The sequence below is a fragment of the Cytobacillus sp. FSL K6-0265 genome, from assembly GCF_038003465.1.
Lineage (GTDB): Bacteria > Bacillota > Bacilli > Bacillales > Cytobacillaceae > Cytobacillus > Cytobacillus stercorigallinarum.
Window position 1 is genome coordinate 2,978,747 of sequence record NZ_JBBOPE010000001.1, and the last position, 19,825, is coordinate 2,998,571.

At 36.5% G+C, this 19,825-nt stretch carries 24 protein-coding genes and 1 riboswitch; of the genes, 5 read left to right on the plus strand and 19 right to left on the minus strand.

Translation table 11 applies throughout. The features are described from left to right. Window positions 1-2: 2 nt before the first annotated feature. On the minus strand, window positions 3-1,109 hold the full coding sequence (gcvT, locus tag MHH73_RS15025; protein ID WP_191810551.1) for a glycine cleavage system aminomethyltransferase GcvT: 1,107 nt from the start codon (window positions 1,107-1,109) through the stop codon (window positions 3-5). A 287-nt stretch (window positions 1,110-1,396) separates the two neighbouring features. Further along, window positions 1,397-1,492, minus strand: a riboswitch (glycine riboswitch). A gap of 265 nt (window positions 1,493-1,757) precedes the next feature. Between gcvT and MHH73_RS15030 the strand changes: the two genes are divergently transcribed. Together MHH73_RS15030 and MHH73_RS15035 are read left to right on the plus strand one after the other, a co-directional pair. Then, window positions 1,758-3,437 carry a DEAD/DEAH box helicase gene (locus MHH73_RS15030; protein WP_191810549.1) on the plus strand — a complete coding sequence of 560 codons (1,680 nt, stop codon included), beginning with the start codon at window positions 1,758-1,760 and terminating at the stop codon, window positions 3,435-3,437. Next, window positions 3,424-4,221 (plus strand): YqhG family protein, encoded by a 798-nt coding sequence (locus MHH73_RS15035; RefSeq protein WP_191810547.1) that lies wholly within the window; start codon window positions 3,424-3,426, stop codon window positions 4,219-4,221. Before MHH73_RS15030 ends, MHH73_RS15035 begins: the two co-directional genes overlap by 14 nt. A gap of 138 nt (window positions 4,222-4,359) precedes the next feature. On the opposite strand, the gene MHH73_RS15040 is transcribed toward MHH73_RS15035, so the two are convergent. Genes MHH73_RS15040 through comGA form a run of 8 tightly spaced genes read right to left on the minus strand, consistent with a single transcriptional unit; the run spans window position 4,360 to window position 8,553 of the window. Then, a complete protein-coding gene (locus MHH73_RS15040; RefSeq protein ID WP_191810545.1) occupies window positions 4,360-4,560 on the minus strand; it encodes a YqzE family protein in 201 nt (66 codons plus the stop codon). Between the two features lie 55 nt (window positions 4,561-4,615). Continuing rightward, window positions 4,616-5,011: a competence type IV pilus minor pilin ComGG gene (gene comGG / locus MHH73_RS15045; RefSeq protein WP_191810543.1), complete on the minus strand. Its 396-nt coding sequence runs from the start codon at window positions 5,009-5,011 to the stop codon at window positions 4,616-4,618. Then, window positions 4,992-5,450 (minus strand): competence type IV pilus minor pilin ComGF, encoded by a 459-nt coding sequence (comGF, locus tag MHH73_RS15050; RefSeq protein ID WP_341067848.1) that lies wholly within the window; start codon window positions 5,448-5,450, stop codon window positions 4,992-4,994. The genes comGG and comGF overlap by 20 nt, the downstream gene beginning before the upstream one ends. Next, entirely contained in the window at window positions 5,437-5,736 is a 300-nt protein-coding gene (locus tag MHH73_RS15055; RefSeq protein ID WP_191810539.1) for a hypothetical protein, read from the minus strand. Before MHH73_RS15055 ends, comGF begins: the two co-directional genes overlap by 14 nt. Next, window positions 5,720-6,211, minus strand: coding sequence for a competence type IV pilus minor pilin ComGD (gene comGD / locus MHH73_RS15060; RefSeq protein ID WP_341067850.1), 492 nt, complete (start codon window positions 6,209-6,211; stop codon window positions 5,720-5,722). The genes MHH73_RS15055 and comGD overlap by 17 nt, the downstream gene beginning before the upstream one ends. Further along, a complete protein-coding gene (comGC, locus tag MHH73_RS15065) occupies window positions 6,148-6,465 on the minus strand; it encodes a competence type IV pilus major pilin ComGC (RefSeq protein ID WP_191810535.1) in 318 nt (105 codons plus the stop codon). The genes comGD and comGC overlap by 64 nt, the downstream gene beginning before the upstream one ends. Continuing rightward, the gene (gene comGB, locus MHH73_RS15070) at window positions 6,465-7,496 is read right to left on the minus strand and encodes a competence type IV pilus assembly protein ComGB (protein ID WP_191810533.1); all 1,032 of its coding nucleotides are present in this window, start codon (window positions 7,494-7,496) and stop codon (window positions 6,465-6,467) included. Before comGB ends, comGC begins: the two co-directional genes overlap by 1 nt. Then, window positions 7,483-8,553 (minus strand): competence type IV pilus ATPase ComGA, encoded by a 1,071-nt coding sequence (comGA, locus tag MHH73_RS15075; RefSeq protein ID WP_341067855.1) that lies wholly within the window; start codon window positions 8,551-8,553, stop codon window positions 7,483-7,485. The genes comGB and comGA overlap by 14 nt, the downstream gene beginning before the upstream one ends. 263 nt (window positions 8,554-8,816) lie before the next feature. Between comGA and MHH73_RS15080 the strand changes: the two genes are divergently transcribed. Together MHH73_RS15080 and MHH73_RS15085 are read left to right on the plus strand one after the other, a co-directional pair. Then, a complete protein-coding gene (locus MHH73_RS15080) occupies window positions 8,817-9,506 on the plus strand; it encodes a helix-turn-helix domain-containing protein (RefSeq protein ID WP_191810529.1) in 690 nt (229 codons plus the stop codon). 84 nt (window positions 9,507-9,590) lie between these two features. After that, complete coding sequence (locus MHH73_RS15085) at window positions 9,591-9,836, plus strand: DUF2626 domain-containing protein (RefSeq protein ID WP_095372581.1); 246 nt, start codon at window positions 9,591-9,593, stop codon at window positions 9,834-9,836. 61 nt (window positions 9,837-9,897) lie between these two features. Here the strand turns inward: MHH73_RS15085 and MHH73_RS15090 are convergent, their stop codons facing one another. Continuing rightward, complete coding sequence (locus MHH73_RS15090) at window positions 9,898-10,959, minus strand: SAM-dependent methyltransferase (protein ID WP_191810527.1); 1,062 nt, start codon at window positions 10,957-10,959, stop codon at window positions 9,898-9,900. Next, the gene (locus MHH73_RS15095) at window positions 10,959-11,597 is read right to left on the minus strand and encodes an MBL fold metallo-hydrolase (protein ID WP_191810525.1); all 639 of its coding nucleotides are present in this window, start codon (window positions 11,595-11,597) and stop codon (window positions 10,959-10,961) included. Before MHH73_RS15095 ends, MHH73_RS15090 begins: the two co-directional genes overlap by 1 nt. A 258-nt stretch (window positions 11,598-11,855) precedes the next feature. Between MHH73_RS15095 and MHH73_RS15100 the strand changes: the two genes are divergently transcribed. Continuing rightward, window positions 11,856-12,029, plus strand: a complete 174-nt coding sequence (locus tag MHH73_RS15100; RefSeq protein WP_095372578.1) for a DUF2759 domain-containing protein — start codon at window positions 11,856-11,858, stop codon at window positions 12,027-12,029. Window positions 12,030-12,077: 48 nt separating this feature from the next. Here the strand turns inward: MHH73_RS15100 and MHH73_RS15105 are convergent, their stop codons facing one another. The 8 genes from MHH73_RS15105 to MHH73_RS15140 form a co-directional block, all read right to left on the minus strand. Beyond that, entirely contained in the window at window positions 12,078-12,401 is a 324-nt protein-coding gene (locus MHH73_RS15105) for an MTH1187 family thiamine-binding protein (protein ID WP_191810523.1), read from the minus strand. Window positions 12,402-12,467: 66 nt separating this feature from the next. Beyond that, window positions 12,468-13,586 (minus strand): YqgU-like beta propeller domain-containing protein, encoded by a 1,119-nt coding sequence (locus MHH73_RS15110; protein WP_191810521.1) that lies wholly within the window; start codon window positions 13,584-13,586, stop codon window positions 12,468-12,470. Between the two features lie 183 nt (window positions 13,587-13,769). Continuing rightward, the gene (locus tag MHH73_RS15115) at window positions 13,770-14,954 is read right to left on the minus strand and encodes a M14 family metallopeptidase (RefSeq protein ID WP_191810519.1); all 1,185 of its coding nucleotides are present in this window, start codon (window positions 14,952-14,954) and stop codon (window positions 13,770-13,772) included. Window positions 14,955-15,032: 78 nt separating this feature from the next. Beyond that, window positions 15,033-15,974: an ROK family glucokinase gene (locus MHH73_RS15120; RefSeq protein ID WP_191810517.1), complete on the minus strand. Its 942-nt coding sequence runs from the start codon at window positions 15,972-15,974 to the stop codon at window positions 15,033-15,035. Between the two features lie 36 nt (window positions 15,975-16,010). Continuing rightward, window positions 16,011-16,217 (minus strand): YqgQ family protein, encoded by a 207-nt coding sequence (locus tag MHH73_RS15125; RefSeq protein ID WP_191810514.1) that lies wholly within the window; start codon window positions 16,215-16,217, stop codon window positions 16,011-16,013. Between the two features lie 119 nt (window positions 16,218-16,336). Next, window positions 16,337-17,797, minus strand: coding sequence for a spore germination protein (locus tag MHH73_RS15130; protein ID WP_191810512.1), 1,461 nt, complete (start codon window positions 17,795-17,797; stop codon window positions 16,337-16,339). A gap of 174 nt (window positions 17,798-17,971) precedes the next feature. Beyond that, the gene (locus tag MHH73_RS15135) at window positions 17,972-19,513 is read right to left on the minus strand and encodes a rhomboid family intramembrane serine protease (RefSeq protein ID WP_191810510.1); all 1,542 of its coding nucleotides are present in this window, start codon (window positions 19,511-19,513) and stop codon (window positions 17,972-17,974) included. 94 nt (window positions 19,514-19,607) lie between these two features. After that, window positions 19,608-19,799, minus strand: a complete 192-nt coding sequence (locus MHH73_RS15140) for a hypothetical protein (RefSeq protein WP_191810508.1) — start codon at window positions 19,797-19,799, stop codon at window positions 19,608-19,610. Between the last annotated feature and the right edge of the window lie 26 nt (window positions 19,800-19,825).

The following is a 19,825-nucleotide window of genomic DNA, read 5'->3' on the forward strand; positions in this document are numbered from 1 at the left end:
AGTTAGTTCTTTTTCTCTTTTTTATAAAACGGTGTTGCCACTACTTTGGCACGTACACGCTTATTACGAATTTCAACTTCCACTTCAGAATCTCGCGCTGTGTATGAACTGTCCAGAAGGGCTAAGCCGATATTTTTCTTTAAAGTAGGAGATTGTGTACCCGTAGTAACTTCACCAATCAGTTGGTCACCAGCATAAACTGCATAACTATGGCGAGGAATCCCACGATCAATCATTTCAATCCCAACAATTTTTCTGCTTAATCCATTTTCCTTTTGTAAGGTTAATGCCGCTTTTCCAATAAAATCTTCTTCCTTGTTCACTTTTACGGCAAAGCCAATACCTGCTTCAAGTGGAGAAATTTCAGAAGACAACTCTTGACCATATAAAGCTAAATTTGCTTCGAAGCGAAGGGTATCTCGGGCACCTAATCCACATGGAAGAACTCCTTCTTCTTTTCCTGCTTCTAAAATCGACTGCCATAAAAGGACTGCATCCTCGTTTTTACAATAAATTTCAAAACCATCTTCACCGGTGTAGCCAGTTCTCGAAACTAATGCACTTTTACCATTTATATTTACTGATTGCTGAAATTTGAAAAAGCCAATTTCACTTAAATCAATATCCGTAATTTTCTGTAAGACAATCTCAGCCACAGGGCCTTGCAAAGCCAATTGTGACATTTCCTCAGAAAGGTTTTTAAGTTTCACATTTCCTTCTAAATGGCTTTGTAACCATTGATAATCTTTTTCTATATTTGCTGCGTTTACGACTAAAAGGTATTCGTCTTCATTCATTTTATAAATAAGCAAATCATCTACAGTTCCACCATTTTCATAACACATGGCTGTATATTGTGCGCCAAACGGTTTTAGTTTCGCAACGTCATTTGTCATCATTTTCTGAAGATAACGTAAACTATCTGGACCCTTAACCTCAATTTCTCCCATATGTGATACATCAAACAGACCCGCTTTTGTACGTACCGCTTCATGCTCTTCTTTAATACTAGAAAATTGTACAGGAAGGTCCCATCCACCAAAATCAATCGTTTTTCCACCATACTGTTGATAAATGTCATGTAGTGGTGTCTTTTTCAACTGTGACATTCACTCATCCTCCTTTATATTTCTGAATTTTTTCTAAGATGAATATTTGCAAACTGGCCATAGAAATACTTGGCTTGTCGCCAAATGTTACGGCAAAAGCTCAATGCTCTTCGCTTAACTCCTTTAAAGAAGCTAAGTGTTCTAAAGCACACAAAAAAGGACAGAGAATCTCCTCAAAACCTATCATTTGAGCAGATTCTCTGTCCTTTCACCTGAGAGTTTACGGCGATATTACGGCCTTTCCCCTTTGGTGGCTCGCTTAATACCTTGAGCTCTCTCCAGAGTTGCGTCAAGCAAGTGTTCTTTTGCCTGAGAGATTCACAATACGGTGATTGTTTGCTCCTTCGGCGCTGCAGCGCTGCAGTCTCTCCCCTTGCCATCATTCGCGTTTATAATTTTTTCCATTTTTGCACATACTATAATTAACTGCTTTAGAGAGTCGAAGCTTACAAAGACGTATTGTACGTATTTGCAGAATTAACGTTGAAAATTCACAACTTTCAAAGCTACTTACATCCTACCATCGTATCATTATTTGGGCAATATTTTTATTTAAAATTCTCATGTTTTTTCAACAAGACTTAAGCCTAATACGAACGTTAATAACAAAAAAATTAATAATGTTCGTATAAAAAGGAGAGAGAACAAATGACTTTACAAATAAATTTTGATGCAACATGGCAAGATGAATTTCAAAACCGCATTGATAATGATGGACCATGGGGGAACTGGGATTTATTCAAGCTTACTATTGAGGTTGAAAATCAAACGGTCATCCCAGCGTTTGATGGACTGCAAGTAGACAAACATTTATCAAACCTCACCCCTCTACCACATCAACTAGAGGTCGCCGAACAAGTAGTGGAAAATATGAATGGTAAAGCGATTCTAGCTGATGAAGTCGGTTTAGGGAAAACGATAGAGGCAGGGTTAATATTAAAAGAATACATGATCAGAGGGCTTGTTAAGAAAGCTCTCATCCTTGTACCCGCTTCATTAGTGTCTCAATGGGCAATCGAATTAAACAGTAAGTTCTTCATCCCGGCTGTCGCTCAAAAAAAGAGCTATGTGTGGGAGCAATGTGATGTCGTCGTATCATCAATCGACACAGCGAAGAGAGAACCGCATAGAAGTTTAGTCTTCGAACAAAATTATGATTTGATTATTATTGATGAAGCACATAAATTAAAAAATAACAAAACGAAAAACTATGAATTTGTACAGTCTTTAAAAAAGAAATTTTGCTTACTACTTACAGCAACACCTATACAAAATCGAATTAGTGAAATCTTCAATCTTGTTTCTTTGTTAAAACCAGGTCACTTAGGCACAGAAACAGCCTTTTATGAAAAATACAAAAAAAATGCACGTTCTCTAGATGATGATGAAGGCTTAAAGGAACTAGTAAATAAAGTAATGATTCGTAACCGTAGACAAGATACTGGTATTGAATGGACAAAAAGGCATGTCGAAACCGTTCCCATCCATTTTTCAAAAGAGGAAAGAGCCTTATATGATGCAATTTCTTCTATACACAGAGAAGGTAATTGGATGACTGATAGCCAATTCTCACTGATGACTTTACAACGTGAAGCATGCAGCAGTCGTGAAGCGGTATTTTACACTTTAAGAAATATGTTAAAGAAACAAGAACAACCTTCCGTTGCCTTTCAGCAAAAAATTGAAGAGTTAATTGGGTTAGTCGAAAATATTCAACAAAATGCAAAAGCGCAAAAAGCATTAGAGATCATTCAACAAATCAATGATAAAGTCATTATTTTTACAGAGTATCGCGCCACCCAGCTATTTCTACAATGGTTTTTAAAACAGCATAACATTACGTCTGTTCCTTTTCGTGGTGGATTCAAACGAGGGAAGAAGGATTGGATGCGCGAGTTATTCCAAAACCACGCGCAGGTGTTAATTGCCACAGAAGCAGGCGGTGAGGGTATCAACCTACAATTCTGTAGTCATATCATTAACTTTGATCTTCCTTGGAATCCGATGAGACTAGAACAACGAATTGGTAGAATTCATCGTCTCGGTCAAAAAAACGATGTCCATATTTATAACTTCGCTACTAAAGATACAGTCGAAGAACATGTACTAAAACTATTGTATGAAAAAATCCACCTCTTCGAAAAGGTGATTGGCGAGTTGGATGATATTTTAACAAAGCTACAATTTGGCAATATTAATGATCACCTAGTTGATATTTTCGGACACTCGGCTTCAGAAGGAGAAATGCGCATAAAAATGGATAATTTAACATCTATGATTGAATTTGCTGAGTCCGTAAAGGAGGAAGATCAACATGCAGCAACATGAAATCCACCATTTTCTATTAAGATACTTTCATGCCAATCAGTGTAAAATCCTTGAAAATAAACCAGGCTATTTAGTCATTCAGTTGACAGTAGAACTAGACAAAGAATTAATGAATCGCCCCTTTTATTGGCACTATTTAGAGAAAACAGGCGGTGTTGCAAAACCTATGGAGCTTACCCTTATAACCAACCCATCCCTAGCACCAGATGATATAAAGGGTGAGGTCATTCACTTTGGATCACCTCGTTTGCATCAAATTTTTCAATCGACGAAAAACTTGGCTGGTTATATCCGTTTGTATGAAAATTACGAGGCCCCACCAGGAACGCAAACCGCCCTGCGTCCTTGGCTAGGGCTAAATCTACGGATATCGTACCAATGTGATCGTAAGAAAGATTTGTTCAAGTCAATCGGCCTGCACTTAATTAACGGGCAAATGGTTGAACAATTCCATGATAAGCTCCTTCATTTATCACTTACTCCTAAAATACCCGACTTTAGCTTTACATTGTCACCATTTATCAAACCAAATAGCGGTGTGATGCGCGTGGCGAATTTTTTGCAGTCGGAAATTGAAAAAGAAGATCACACATGGGCAGATGAAGCAAGAATAAGGTGGCAAAAGGACCTGCAATTATTAGAAAGGTTTTATGAAGATGCAGATGAAAAAGGAGAAAGCTTCGAAAACGAAATGGCTGCATTACAAGAGCAGTATGAACCACAAGTTCATATCTCAATTGTTAATGGTGGGTTATTTTATTTAACTGATGAGGCGATTAGTTAATAATCGACCGTGGTGTATAAGTAGGGGCGGTTTCTTTGGTCAACGATACAGACCTTTAAAAGGCCCTTTTATTTACTTTCCAAACAAAGAAAGATGAAGAAATCCATCTAAATAGGTGGTATTTCTTCATCTTTTTGCTCAGTTCGATTCATGATTGCTTCTTTTCGTTCTTTTCAAACCATAAAACAAAAGGTAAGGTACAATTCCAAACCAACGGAATAGAAGGGGTGCTTTTTCTTGCTTTCTTTCTACCCTTTGTTTCTTCCTTTCAGATTTCGGTTGTTCCATATATTGGACAAATGTCTGAGTAATAAATTTGACATAATCATTAGAATTCATTGGGCATCCCTGCCTTTTTAGCTACTAGTTTTTCCAATTCCTATGCCATTTATTCTTATTTCTTTTCGATTTCTATCCATTTAATCACATCTCTTTCAATCAATGAATAATACGCCATCGCTTTTACGTTCGCCACACCGTTTATTTCTACTTCCAGATTGATTTTGATGAGACTTTCTTCTTGGTCTTCTATCTCATAAAAAACTGTTCCATGATTGAATGAATACTCTCCTTCTATTGGTAGCTCACCATTCAAATGAAATTGTTCATCTAAATAAATCATCGATTGCTTAAAATAGTACTCCTGTTGTAAAAGGATACCACTTAATTTCATCATTCTTTTTTCTCTTAATAAAAAATCTGCTTGAATGGTAATTACCAAAGAAAGCAAAACAATGAGTAATAATACAAAAGGATAAAAGAGGCCCTTCTCATTCATTATCCCCGTCACCGTTTGTGCTCCTTATCTTCATTTGATAAAAAGAAGACCGATACTCTTTCTGGAAAATATTTTTATAAACAATCGTCATGTTATCTTCTGTCACCTCAAATTGAACGGATTGAAGCTTTTGTAACACAACTTCATGTCCTGTCCCATTCACACGCCTTCTTAACTTATCACCATATTTCTCATAGCTAATAAATTGATTGTCTATTAATAACATAAGCTCTCCTCGATTATCTAAGGATACCTCCTCAGCAATGCGTACTTCTTTTTTTAATTGCTGAATAAATACGAGCCATTCAATCTTTTGCTTTCTTTCATCAATATTCTCGTTAACGGAAATAACTTTAAACATAAGTGGGATAAAGCTCACAATGATTAAAAAGCAAGCGAGAGATAGGAGTGCTTCAATTAGCGTAAAGCCGTTCCTTTTAATACTTTTCACAGATCATCACTTCTCGCTGATAGAAATAAGAGATACAAATATTATTAGCATCACTATTAAAAAGGCGAAATGACATTTCGTCTTTTCTCACCGTTCTAGGTAGCGCCCTATCATTGTCCATCATTTCCTCATATAGAATTTGAGTGGCTTCATATCTCAAGTTTTCAATATGTGCGTCAGTATAGAGATGTATCATGACAGGAATAAAAAGAGTGGCGATCAAAAGCATCGCCGATAAGGTGAAGAATAAGTCAATGAGCATAAAACCATTAGTATGCTTCCACATAAAATCTCCCTCTACCTATTTGAAAAACAAATTTGTACTGATTAGCCGAGCTTTTGATTTGCAAGTAACCAAAACGGTTAATTTTCCCACTATTTAAGAATTTAAAATGTAGTGGCATTGTACCGCTAGTAATGAAATACTGCTCACTATATTTCTGACGAAAAAAAATATTTTGCCCATTAGAAAAGATATACTCATGCTCATCGGGTAAAAGATAAACACTAACGGTTGTTTGATTTACAATCGCATATTGCTGAGCATATAGAAGATCACCTTCAAACATGGCAAAGAAAGCTTGATCATCATACTCTTCAAATTGGTGCTCTAAGTTTATAGCAGTAATAAAAAGAATGACACTAAAAACAGACCAAACAATTAAGGATTCAATCAAAGTAAATCCTGACTGTGAATTTATTCGTCTTTCTGTGCCGTCACAATGCCGTTTATTAATACTAATGCTTCTCCGGTCGGACATGTTGTTTCACCTTCATTTAAATACTTTTCCGTCACAAGTACATCCAATGACTCAGGAAGCTTATTATTGGCTAATTCATACGATTGGACTTGACTCTGAACCATTTTTGTAAAAGCACTACAGCCTTTTTCGTTTATTGCCGATTGGTTTTTTGTTATGTTTGGAATCGTAATAATTAGGAGTACAGAAATGACTAACAAGACAATCATCATCTCAATCATGGTAAACCCTTTTTCATTATTTATGTTTTTCATCATACACCCTCCATTAATTGAAACATTGGTAACATTACTGCTAAATATAATGAAATGATTAAACAACCAACAATAAGATAAATAGCGGGTTGAATAACTTTCATTAACTGATCTATCTTTTCTTCTAACAGCTCCAAGCAATAGCGGCTAAAGAATTGTAGTTCTTCTTCTAGTTTTCCATTTTGCTGCCCATGACGAATAACTGTTCTTAAATCTAATTCTAAAAAGGGAAACACCTGAATCAATTCATCTAATTGTTCACCATTTTCAAGCTTACGACGCAAATATTGACCAACTTCCTTCATTAATGGTTGTTTTTCACTTTTAGCAAATAAGTTCAAGGAAGTTGTGATAGACATCCCACCTGCAAGTAGATAATGCAATTGAATGGCAAAGTAATGGGTATTAAAAAGGGTGACTAGTTTGCCAACAATCGGTAGGCGAACAACAAGCGATACTTGTCTGATCATTGAAAATCGTCGAAAAATAAAGTAGTAGTACAAAGAACTTAGTAGTAACAAAGTGAACATCACAATGAAGAATAGAGGAGCAGCAGACCCAATCCATTGAAGAAGTACCATAAAGGCATTTTCCTTTACATTCATCGACTGGAAAAGCGAGGTAAAGCGAGGTAGAATGATTTTTTCAACGAGAGAAAATAGGAGAATGGTGACAATGATTAAGAAACATGGATACATTAATGCCTTTTTTATCTTTCTCATATCCTCTCCCCTCTTTTGCATCATATCACTTCCATCAATAAAAGCTTGTTGTAACCCTCCATGTTGCTCAGCAAAAAAGACATACCCAACTAGATGTGAATTAAAGTTCATCGACCCTAGGGCAGAGTGCAGATGGAAACCTTCTTTTAACTGATAAATAACCTCTTGTAATTGCAGCTTTTTCTCTAAGGGTAATTGTAAACTCGCCGAAGCCATCGCTTCTGAGAGCGAATAACCCCTGGACAGTAATTCTCCTACTTTCTTAAGGAAGTCGCATTGCTCCTTTAATGTCCATTTAACCTTTTTCATCTAAAATCCACCGATTAAACTCACTTTCTTTTACATACCCTAATGCTACCCCTTTTTTCAAAGCTGACTTGAGCGAAAAATATGGTTCATAATTGCTATCGCTACCTTTCGCCGCCTTCAATGCTCGATTCAATTCCCTCCCACTTAATAATTCAAACACGCCAGCTCTTTTTAACCTGCCACAGCTATAACAGAAATCGGTGCATTCTCCTTCACAAAATGGGCAGGTTAATTCGACAAGCCTCTGTGCTGTTATAGCTACTAACGTTTGTTCAATTTGCTTCCACGCTACACCAAACTCCACTAAACGATGAATGGCTCCAATAGCATTTCTCGTATGCATAGTCGTTAATACTAAATGCCCAGTTAAAGCTGCTCTCACAGCTATTTTCGCTGTTTGTGCGTCGCGTATTTCCCCAACCATAATAATGTCCGGGTCATGCCTAAGGATCGCTTTTAAACCAGTGGCATATGTTACGCCTGCCTTTTCATTTACTTCGACTTGCAGTAAGGAGTCAGTCTTTTTCTCAATCGGATCCTCTAACGTGATAATACTTCGATTTAATAGGGTAGAATTGTCATTTAGCAAACTATATAAGGTTGAGGTTTTTCCACTACCAGTCGGGCCAGTTAATATGATCATCCCGTGTGCATGTTTAAGCATAGCAAGGATTTTACGGGACATCGTTGGAAATAGTGAAACATGATGATGAGAAATATGGGTCGATTGAGGCAGTATACGGATGACAAGACTTTCATTGTACTGAGAGGGTAATGTGGAGAAACGTAAGCCAATCTCATATCCTTCAATATCTGTAGAATAGGCGCCATTTTGGGGTTTTCGTTTTTCACCAATATCCATTGAGGCAATAAACTTGAAATGAGAAATTAAGCGGTCAGATTCATAATGAGGGATATAATGCTTCGGGACAAGGCGCTTGCCATAGCGGAAATAAATGATTGTGTTTTTCTTTCTGGGGACAAAGTGAATATCTGTTACTTCTGTTTTCACAGCTTCCCTTAAAATTAAGGTAGCCATGCGTTGCATTGAGACCAAGTAATTAGTCACCACCTTTTTTAAGATATTTTATTATTCGCCAAAAAAAAACATTTTCCTGCATGATTTTAGTCGTTTTCTTTAACTTTTTTTTGAACATTAAAGAGATTCCTTCTACCCTCTCCTCTTTCATCACACTTTACTATATAATGGTATTAATAAATAGAAAATATCCACAACTGACTGACAGTTCAATCGCTACTTTAAAAACCTATTCAGATCATTGCAAAAAGAATAATGACAATCATTTAGAGGTGAGAATAATGAATGAAACTTTAAAAATTACGAATACATTATCCGATCCAACGAGATACTATATTTATCAGTATGTTCTAAAAAAACATTTCCCTGTCACTGTAAAAGAAATTGCTAAAGAGTTTTCTATTCATCCGAATGTTGCGAGATTGCATTTATCAAAACTCGCAGAGATTAACATGCTTGAAGCGAAAATAGAAAAAACTGGTCAAGGTGGCCGACCGAGCAAGCGCTATCACCTAACTGATAGCGAGATTGGATTACATTTTCCTTATCGTAATTATCAAATGTTATCAGATATTCTTCTAGAAACAATGATTACACTTGGGCCAGAAGGAAAAAAGGCATTATATGTGACAGGAAAAAAATATGGCGAGAAATTGATGGAAACCGCATTACACCGGCAAATGGTTACAAAAGAGGACTCATTTGAAAGAAAATTAGCTCTCGTCATTGAAGCAGCAGAAGTCGCTGGTCTTCAGCCAGAATTTAAATTTGATGGCAAAAAGATCATGTTTGAAATGTTTAATTGTCCCTTTAAAGAAACCGCAAAGAAAAATCAAGGTGAAGTGTGTCAAATGCATTTTGAATTTTTAAGAGGCATGTTTGAAACGGTTTTCTTAGATATAGAATTAAGGGAATTGGGTAATATGTTAAATGGATGTGTTTCCTGTTCTTATGAAGCTGTCGCAAAATAAAAAACATACTGTTTACTTTTAACCAAGTATTACCTTATAATTATTGAGTAATGGACATATGTGTGTGTTAAAGGAGGGATACATATGGATCGCATGTATAGAGTGATGGGATTCTGGACTGCTATTTTTGCAATTATGTTTTATGTAGGTGATATGTATACACCAGCACTACTATTCCTTGGCCAAACTGGTTTCTTTGTGCTACTAGGCTACTTAAAGCTTACAGAGCGTATGTACATTTATATTTTTGGCGCATACTTAACTGTTGCCTTTATCGGATTCACATATTGGACTGTCTTTATGATGGTACCAGGTATGGGATCACACTAAAGCACACATAACAAACATAATAAAAAGAGGATGACATGTCATCCTCTTTTTATTATGTTTGTTATAGATTCTTTTTCTGGAGAACGAGCTGAAACGATTGACTGATTCCACTATCCATTAATAAAGTTCGAATATCACGATTTTTCTGAGCCTCATTTGAAAATAGATCTCCACTATGATTGGATAATTCATCTAAAATGCCAGATGCGATTAAAAACTCATCTTGCCGCCATTTCTGCATAAAAGTCAACCCATACTTCTCACCAAAACGTATCCATGAATCCCAGTGAACATCATGGGTGATATCCATTTCACCAGCGTGTGCAAGGATATTGGGAATAAGCTGATGTTTCCTATATCCCCTCAGGCTGCCATCTTTTCTCGTCGGCTTTAACCAATCATCGTCTGTGTAACCATAATCAGCTGTCAATACAAGTCCTTTTTCTAACACTTCGCTGATCGATGCGCTTATGCCATCCATAAATAATGGAATTTCGATTCTTTGCCCATTGTATAAGGAAATCGACATTTGCTCGATGTATGAAATGATTTCCTGATTTTCTAGAGGAATAAAGACTTCATTGAGCACATTATGATTGGAAGTAATCATTATTTCAAATAAACGATCATCTTTTTTTTCTATTAGATGAACAGGTTGCGCATCAAGTAGTTCATTAGAAAAAACAAGCCCTGAAAACGTATGACATTCATCTAATGATTGAAGAAAATGAAGTTCTACACTGTGATATTTACATAGTTTTTCCTTTTGCAACCTTCTATGATAGGGGCTTTCATCGATCAATAAATAAACAAGTGGCTCATCTGTCATCTCTTCCCATTGATTAATAAAGACTTGAGCGAATGAACCATCACCTGCACCAATTTCTAACACGGCTGCCGGCAGTTGGTTCACTCTCACCTGCTCTATAAACCATTTAGCGATTATTGTTGCATACATAGGTGACATTGTGGCTGATGTATAAAAGTCCCCAGCTACACCAATCTTTTTATCACCCTTCATATAATATCCAAAATCAGGATGATAGAGGGCTAACTGAATATAATCGGCGTAAGTAAGCCGTTCCATCCTATTTTCTTCGATATAACGGATGATTGGATTCATTATGAAAAACCATTCAAGAAAGGGTTAGTGTCCATTTCATTGACAATAGTAGTCGCTGGCCCATGTCCGGGCAAGACGAGGGTATTTTCAGGTAAAGTTAGTAATTTATCATGTATGCTTTGCAAAAGGGTCTCATGATGACCACCAGGTAGATCCGTTCGTCCAATACTACCCTGAAAAAGGGCATCCCCACCAAAAAGCAAGGCAATGTCTGCGAAATAAAAGGAAACACTACCAGGGGAATGACCCGGTGTCTCTAATACTTTGAAGGAAAAACCTGAGATATCTAGCTCTTGCTCTTTTACAAATAACTCATCGGCAGGTTGTAAACGAAGCGCTGGGCCCATTTGAAATCTTGCTGAACCATTTAAGGCTGGGTCTGTTAGCCAATCCTTTTCTTTTTCATGTATGTAAACAGGTATTCGGTACTTTTCTTTTACTTCATCTACTGCACCAATATGATCAAAATGGGCATGTGTTAAAAGTATCGCCTTCGGATGCAATTTTTCATCAGCTATTATTTTTGTGAGTTTTGTTGCCTCTCCACCTGGATCAATAATTAAGCAGTCCTTGTTTTCTTTTATAAGAAGATAACAATTCGTTTGTAATGGACCTAATGGTAACTGAGCGTATTTCAAAGCAATTCCTCCTTCGTTATTTTCCTTTATTGTACACAACTCTAAACTCTACGAGAAGTAAACATGATTAATCCGGCTTGATGTATTTTCCTTAAAATGTTATTATCTGAAAAGTTCGTAGAATAGACCTCGACAAATTTTGAAAAAAAGTATAAAATATGATGTGAATGTAAAAATAAGTATTACATACGGTTCCAAACCTTTGCAAGGAATGAGCATAAACTCATTTGTTGATTGAATGAAAAGGGGGCTATAATCATGGGACTAGTCATTATTACTGGTTTAACAGCTATTTTAGCAATTTTCGGTCTAATCAGTGCACTACGAAACAAAAATCTTCTAGGGATTGTATTCGCTTTCGGAACAGCTGCCGTTTTCGGATGGTTTGCTGTGATGACATTAATTCATAGCGGATTCCCGGCTGTCCATTAAAAGGGCATGTAAATAAAAAGTCTGCCTCTTTGAGGGCAGACTTTTTATTTATCGTTCATCCTCTTGCAACAATGATTCTACCCGTTTAACTTTATCCGCCATCTGACGTTTTACATCTCTACGGTCATCAATACGAATATTTGTTGCCACCCGCGCTAGTCCTTTTTCAAACGGAACTTCATGCATAGCTTGGATAACCTCGAATAACACTGGTAATTCTCCTTCAATAAGGGTATTCATCGGTGTCAATTGGTAATCAATGGCCCCAGCATCTTTATATTCTTTTAAGACCTTTTGAATATCTGCTACATAAGCTGATACACTTGGACTCTCCGTTCCTATTGGAATAATTGTTACGTCTACTATTGCCATGTTGTCATCTCCTTTAAGTATCAATATTAGTATGCACAAAATAAAGTGCGAAGAAAATGAATCTGCTCAAGATTCTATAAGTGAAATGACTTCTTTTTCATCTAATAGAATGACTTTATCTAAATAATGTCCATATAAACAGGCATTGGCTTTATTAGAACAGGCAAGAGGTTCATTGTCCATATCATCTAGTAAGACAGTCTGTTCTCCAGTTTTCATATCCGTAGCAATGAAATCAAAGTTACCTTGATACGTATCTGCATCTGTACTATACTCAGGTTTAAAATACAAAAACTCTTTATCCAGCATGGCATATTGTGGGACCATCCAACCGGAAAAGCTTGTTAAATGAGGAACCGAAAAAGATAACACCGATTCAAATTCGTTATTCATAAATGTGTATCTTGCCTCTTCATCATGATTTTCATTTACACCAATGGTCATCATTAAATCATTAAATGTATCAACAAAATACACATTTTCTTTCTTCACTTCCGCCGTTCCTGTCTTTTTTTGTTCTTTTAATTGTGTCACGATAGAAGGACCATTCGTACTCCAGTCCAAATAAACAAATGAATCAGCACCCACCCAATGGACAAACGGCTCAGCTATAGATATTTGTTCCATATTTTGTGTTTCAGCTGATACCATATAAGAAGTGTAAGACCAGTCCTCAGCAAAACTAGAAACCAATAACATTGTTGGATCATATTGATTCCAGGAAACAGCTAGTTCGGTGCCATCTATTAACTCCTGCAATAGGTAATCACCTTCATGATCCACTATAGCAATACGCCATTTTTGATTACTTTGCTCAGACTGGACAAATATATATTGTTGATCTGGGCTAATATAGACATTATTAATTGGTGCTTCACCTTCAAAAAACAACTCTTGTTCTCCGGTATACATATTATATTTAAAGATTTTGTTCAATGTTTCATCTTTGTGATTGAGGAATAATAGGTGCTTGGCATCTAACCAGCCAAAGAAGAAAATTTGATCAGATTCTGAAACAGCAAGAGGTATAATTGCTTGTTTTGAAGTTCGGTTCTCCGTCATATTCGTTTCTTTTACAGGTGGCGTATCACCTGTTTCATTCACTTGACAGCCAGCTATAATCATTGTGGAAAAAAATAAAAGCAATATGAACATATAATCTTGTTGTTCCGCTTTGTGCTTCATAAACTTGGCTTGCCCCCCATCGCAATCTAGTGCACTTTTATCTGAATAGACGCGAGAAAAAGCCGTTTCCGGCTTTTTCTTCGCTCTCTACGAAATTCTTCCTAATTAATTCCCAAAAACATTGTAATCAATAGTAAATTTTATACTGATTATGGAGGAAATACAAGCAACAACTATTTTTTATTAAAGATAAAGTGAAGCTAAAAAGACACCAAGCATTTCTTCATACATGTCTTCATACTGTGATAACGGCAGAGGGTTCACTCCTTTTCCCAGTTCCATCGTAAATCCTGGCCGTCGATACTCTTGGATAAACCAATCTCTAAATCCAGCGAAACTATCTACATACTGAACCGAACGATAACCGCTCACTCGTTCAAATTCGTCTGCAATCACTTTTGAATCAGGGGGTTCTAGTCCTTCAAATCCCCAGTAAAATTCTTCACCTTGCGTGTGGAAGGCTAATAATAAGCTAAAGTTATTATTCTCTACAAGATTCGCCATTGCTGTCGCTTCAGGCTCGGATAATGGTTCGTATCCAGGAAAGTCTCGAGATGAAGGTACATCTGGCTTTCTTTCCTTTTCATATTCCCAATTTGCAGGATATTGTTTATTCAAATCTACTCCTCTAATATTCGCCTTCCATAGGGAAAAATCATCTTTTTGTTCATTAATTGCTAGTATTTCTTCTTTATAGGCTTCTGGCGGTCCCCCTAAAACGAGGTCTACTCCATCTGGATTGACCATTGGTACAATGGATAACTCAACACGACTATAAAAAGGTAAAGTCTCCATTCCCCTTAAAGGTTTCGCATTAGTCATAGATAACAAGTAGGCATTTATTAAAGACATGAGCACAGGTGTCGTAATCCATTCATTGGCATGAAATGATGCATTATAATGGACTTGCTTTTCACCCGTACCAATTCTTATCTCATATAATGGTTTGCCTGCCACCGAATAACCAATCTCATTTATTTTTATAAATGGATAAACTTCTTTTAATTGTTTGAGATCGTCTTGTAAAGTTTTAAAACTATAACTTTTTTTCCTATCCATTAAAGGCATAATCACTCTTTTTGGTACTAGAACTGTTTGATTTACTTGTAGATTTTGAGGCTGCAACTGCTGATTCAATAATAGCAATGCATCGACAGGGAGATTATTCTTTGATGCTATTCGCCATAGTGAATCACCTTTTTGAAGTTTAATAGTAGATGTATGAAAGCCAGGAATTTGAATGCTTTGGCCAATCTGTAATGAGGAAGGGTCCACTTGTGGATTACTATCAATGACTAAATTGATTGGAACCATAAACAGCTGACTGTAATACCATAAAGAATCACCTGACCTAACTTTAATCTTCACCTTTTATCCTCCTCTCCATCAGTTCATACATATGATGGTTGAAAAGAAAAGATGACTTCACTCACTATTACAGAAATCTTACCTTATAATTAATTGCTTTGCACTCCATGCGGCACCCACTACTCCTGCATCATTCCCTAAAGTAGCTAGTTTCAATAAAGTAGACCCTCGCGTCTCAGGAAATAAGTTTTCGTTATAATAGAATTGTAATGGGTCCAGTAATAATTTCCCAGCTTGAGAAACGCCACCACCGATGATAATCACCTCAGGGTTTAGTATTGCTGCTACATTCGCTAAGGCAATGCCTAATGGCTTCATTGTTCTTTGAATCACTTCTTTAGCAACTACGTCATTCTTACCTGCAAAGTAAAATATATTTCGAACTGATAAATGGTCAACTAATAATGTGTTTTTGTTTGAATGAATGATTTCCTTGGCCACACGTACTATTCCAGTAGCTGAGGCAATTGTTTCTAGACAACCCCATTTCCCACAATTACACCGCTCACCATAAGGAGAAACAGCATTGATATGACCTATTTCACCAGCAGAACCCCCATTCCCACGCGTTAACTGACCATTACTAATAATGCCACCACCGATACCCGTACCAATTGTTACCAGCACAATATCTTTGTAGCCGGTGGCACTACCTACCCAGCGTTCTCCTAACACTGCACAGTTGGCATCATTTTCTAAATTCACTGGAAGCGCCATGTAATCGGATAGTTCTTTTTGTAAGGGATAGTGAGGTGGCAAATTTATATTTGTTGCTGAAAGCAAAACTCCATTTTTTGTATCTACCGGTCCTGGTGCACCGACTCCAACAGATAAAATCTGCGCTTTTTTTATTTGCGCCCTCTTTCTATGGTTTTCAATTGACGTTGTGATTTGCTCTGCTAAACTGTTCTCTGTATAATCCTGCTTCGTCTTTTCTTGCCATTTCAAGTGAATGTCGCCATCCTCGTTAACAAATGCAAATTTAATTGTTGTTCCACCTATATCCACACCAACAAACACAACAACACCTCCTAGAGAAGTAATGAGCGCAATTATTTATTCTCTTCTTTTCTTTTTCTCTTTTTCTCTCTCAGCCCTTAAGACTAATAAAGCATCTCGATATGTATCTACTTCAATTATTTTTGCTTTATATAATTCACTCACTTCAAGCTCCATCATTTCAATATCCAATAAACGTTCACCCATATAAATAATGGCACCATAAGCTTTTAACAACTGTTGTACATCATAAAAACTTTTCACATTCATTCCCTCGATTCTTTCTTTCATAAAGCAAAGTATAAACGAAAAAAAACTCTTCCTCAATCATTAAAACAGATGAGAGAAAGAGTAATTCTTACGATTAAAAGAAAAGTCATCATTTATCGATCAGGATCTTTTGGATGCAACATTCTCGGACGTCTATTTTTCAAAGGCATTGGTGAACGTAAAAGGACATCTCTAAAGGCTCTTAAATTAAAGGGAATAAACGGCCATAAATAAGGGACTCCGAACGACTTCATTTTAGATAACCAAAGGACAAATAGCGTAATACCGATGAAAAAACCATACATATCAAATACGCTTGTCAGTAATAATAAAACAATACGGACAATTCGATTAGCTAATCCTAATTCATAACTTGGCGTAGCAAACGTACCAATTGCTACAATGGCAAAATAAAGAACAACTTCACTTGTAAATAGGCCAACTGAAACGGCCAAATCACCAATCATGAGTGCTGCTACTAAGCCAAGCGCAGTAGCAAGACTCGAGGGGGTATGAATGGAGGCCATTCGGAGCATATCAATACCTACTTCAATTATTAAGATTTGCAAAATCAAAGGGATTTTCCCTGCCTCTTCTGGTCCTATAAACGAGAGGGCATCTGGTAATAAACTTGGGTTCGCAGCAAATAAGAACCAAATTGGTAAAAGAAAAAGTGAAGCCCATACAGAAATAAAGCGAACGAATTTTAAATAAGCACCAATAATCGGTTTGTTTCGATATTCCTCAGCATGCTGCAAGTGATGCCAGAAAGTAGTCGGTGTGATAATTACACTCGGTGAACCATCCACTATGATACATACATGACCTTCAAATAAATGCGAGGCTGCTGTGTCCGGTCTTTCTGTATATCTTACCATTGGAAAGGGATTCCAATGCTGACCAGAAACATATTCTTCAATTGTCTTCTCAGCCATCGGTAAGCCATCTGTGTCAATTTTAGATACACTATCCTTGATTTTACTCACCAACTTAGGGTCTGCAATATCTTCAATATAGGTAATGACAATATCGGTTTTTGACCGTCTTCCGACTTGCAAATACTCCATTCTTAATGTCCGATCTCTTACCCGTCTTCTCGTTAATGCTGTATTAAAAACTAATGTTTCAACATAACCATCCCTGGCACCTCTTACAACCCTTTCAATATCAGGCTCTTCTGGTCCACGCGCCGGATAAGACCTTGTATCAATTAATATCGCTTCATCTGCCCCATCAATGACCAATGCCGTTTGACCAGCTAATACGGCATCGACAATTGCATCAAGATCACTTTCTGTAGCAATTTCAATATAAGGGATATATCTCTTCATTAGCTTCGGAACGGTATCTTCTTCTAATTCTTCTCTTCCAAGCTGTGCAAGAAATTCCATTAAACGATTCATAATATCATCTTTAGCGAAGCCATCAACTAAATAGATCGCCATGTCAATCCCTGTATATTCAACATCTATTTGTAACACATCAAAGTTCTTTCCGATTGCTAATGCTTCTTTTAAATAGGATGTATTATCAATCAATTCCTTAGATACTTTATGATGTTTCTTAGTTTCCATGAGTTCACCTCATTCAAATATATTCCTAACAAACATCATAGACATACTAAAAAGGAATCATACCCGCTTAAGAGGTTGATTCCTTCTTACTTTATGTTAAACAAACAAGTTTTTTAAGTTTCTAAGGAAAGATGTAGAATTTCCTAGGAAATATTCCCTTCCTGTCGAAATCTTTTATTTGCTTTCATTTAGATTGTCTTGTAGCTTGCGATAATCTTCTGAGTCGTGTAATTCTACCGCTTGATCCAGATATTTTTTCGCTTCATCCATTTGTCCTTCTCTTAAATATAATAAGGAAAGATTATAGTAAGCTTCATGGAATTGTTCGTTTTCTTCTATAGCCAGATGCAAATGACGCTTCGCTTCCTCTATCTCTCCTAATTGAATTTCCGCATAGGACAATAAAAAATAAGTTTGTGCAGTTGCACCTTCTTTATCAAACGGAGTAAGTTCTTGAATCATCATTGAATAATTTTCTTTTTCTAAATGATTTTGTGCTTCTATCAAAGCCATCTCTTCTTGTGTTTGATCATTAGGGTTGTGATAGCCATAATAGAGGCCCCCACTGATGAGTAGAGCCGTGAAACAAGCAATCAATAGTTGAACAACCCTTTTTCTCTTCTTAGGTAAAAGAACGATTCCCGTTGCTAAAAACCCGCCGATTAAACCACCAATATGACCAGCGTTATCAATTCCTGGTATCATAAAGCCTAAAGCTAGGTTAAACACAAGAACAATGATAATGTTCATACCCATTGTACGGAAAAATAATTTGGGTTTCATTATTCCAAAGAAAAGCAACGCGCCAAAACAGCCAAATATCGCTCCACTTGCTCCAGCAGATACGTTGGGACTCGTAATAAAACTTAGCAATGATCCCATAAAACCAGATAACAAGTAAATAAATATAAACCTTGTATTGCCCATTATTCGCTCAACAGCAGAGCCTAAGTAAAAAAGAGCGAGCGTATTCATCAATAAATGCAGGAAACCAATATGTAAAATGATAGGGGTAAAAAATCTCCACCATTCACCTGCTAAAATAAGCGGATTATATTTTGCACCACTCTCAATCAATACCGAGGTATTTGTACTTCCACCTTTCCATTCCAGCCAAAAGAATGCTAAAACTTGTAGTGCGATAAACAAATATGTAAAAATGGGCTTACCTTGACTAAAAACCTCTTTTTCTTCTTTCGCTTTATTTGCGGCGAACCTTAAAGTTTGGTTTTTTAAGTTTTCGATTACTTGTTCATCAATTTCATCGTCAGATGTTGCTTCTAAGGAGAAAAGAGGTTTCTCAAAGTATGGATGAAGTTGTTTCACTACCTCGTCCAACCTATCCACTGTCATAATGACAGATTCAACAGTTGTCTTCTCCATTTTAGAATGCTTAAAGGGCTTGTTAAGCTTATCCTCATAATCATCAACTGGTACAAATGGTGAAATATATACATTGAGCACAGTCATTTCTTTATGCCTTACTTGTTTTCGAATACGCTCACCATTAAACGCAACTGCTTCTATATCTCTTTGTAACCAGTTACTCCAATCTAAATTCTTCCTTAGCAAACGGATCACTTTCGTCTGTTTATTTTCTAACTTCTCAATCCAGAGTTCATCTTGTTTTTCAGAAAGCTGAATGAAGCGATATTCTTCTTGATGTAGTAAATGATAGGCCAATGACCAAAATAAATAAGCTTCTTTACTATTCACTTTTTCCCCCCTTCCTTACAATTATATATCTTATTATAGAGTATGTTTCTTTTTAACAAAATAAAAAGCCCTTATATAAACAGGGCTAACATCGTCATATACGTTCTTCATTATATTGTGGTTGAGGAAAAACTAGCTTCATTGCTTTCTCTCTTAAAAAAGGGCATTTTAACACGGCAGCAATGATAAAATTTTGCCTCGCTAAAAAGCCAACTAGGCGATAACGGTACTGATAAATAAAAACACCTGACAATACAAACAGTATTAAAGTCATTATTTTTCCCATTTCATTCCCTCCTGTCTATCACTATT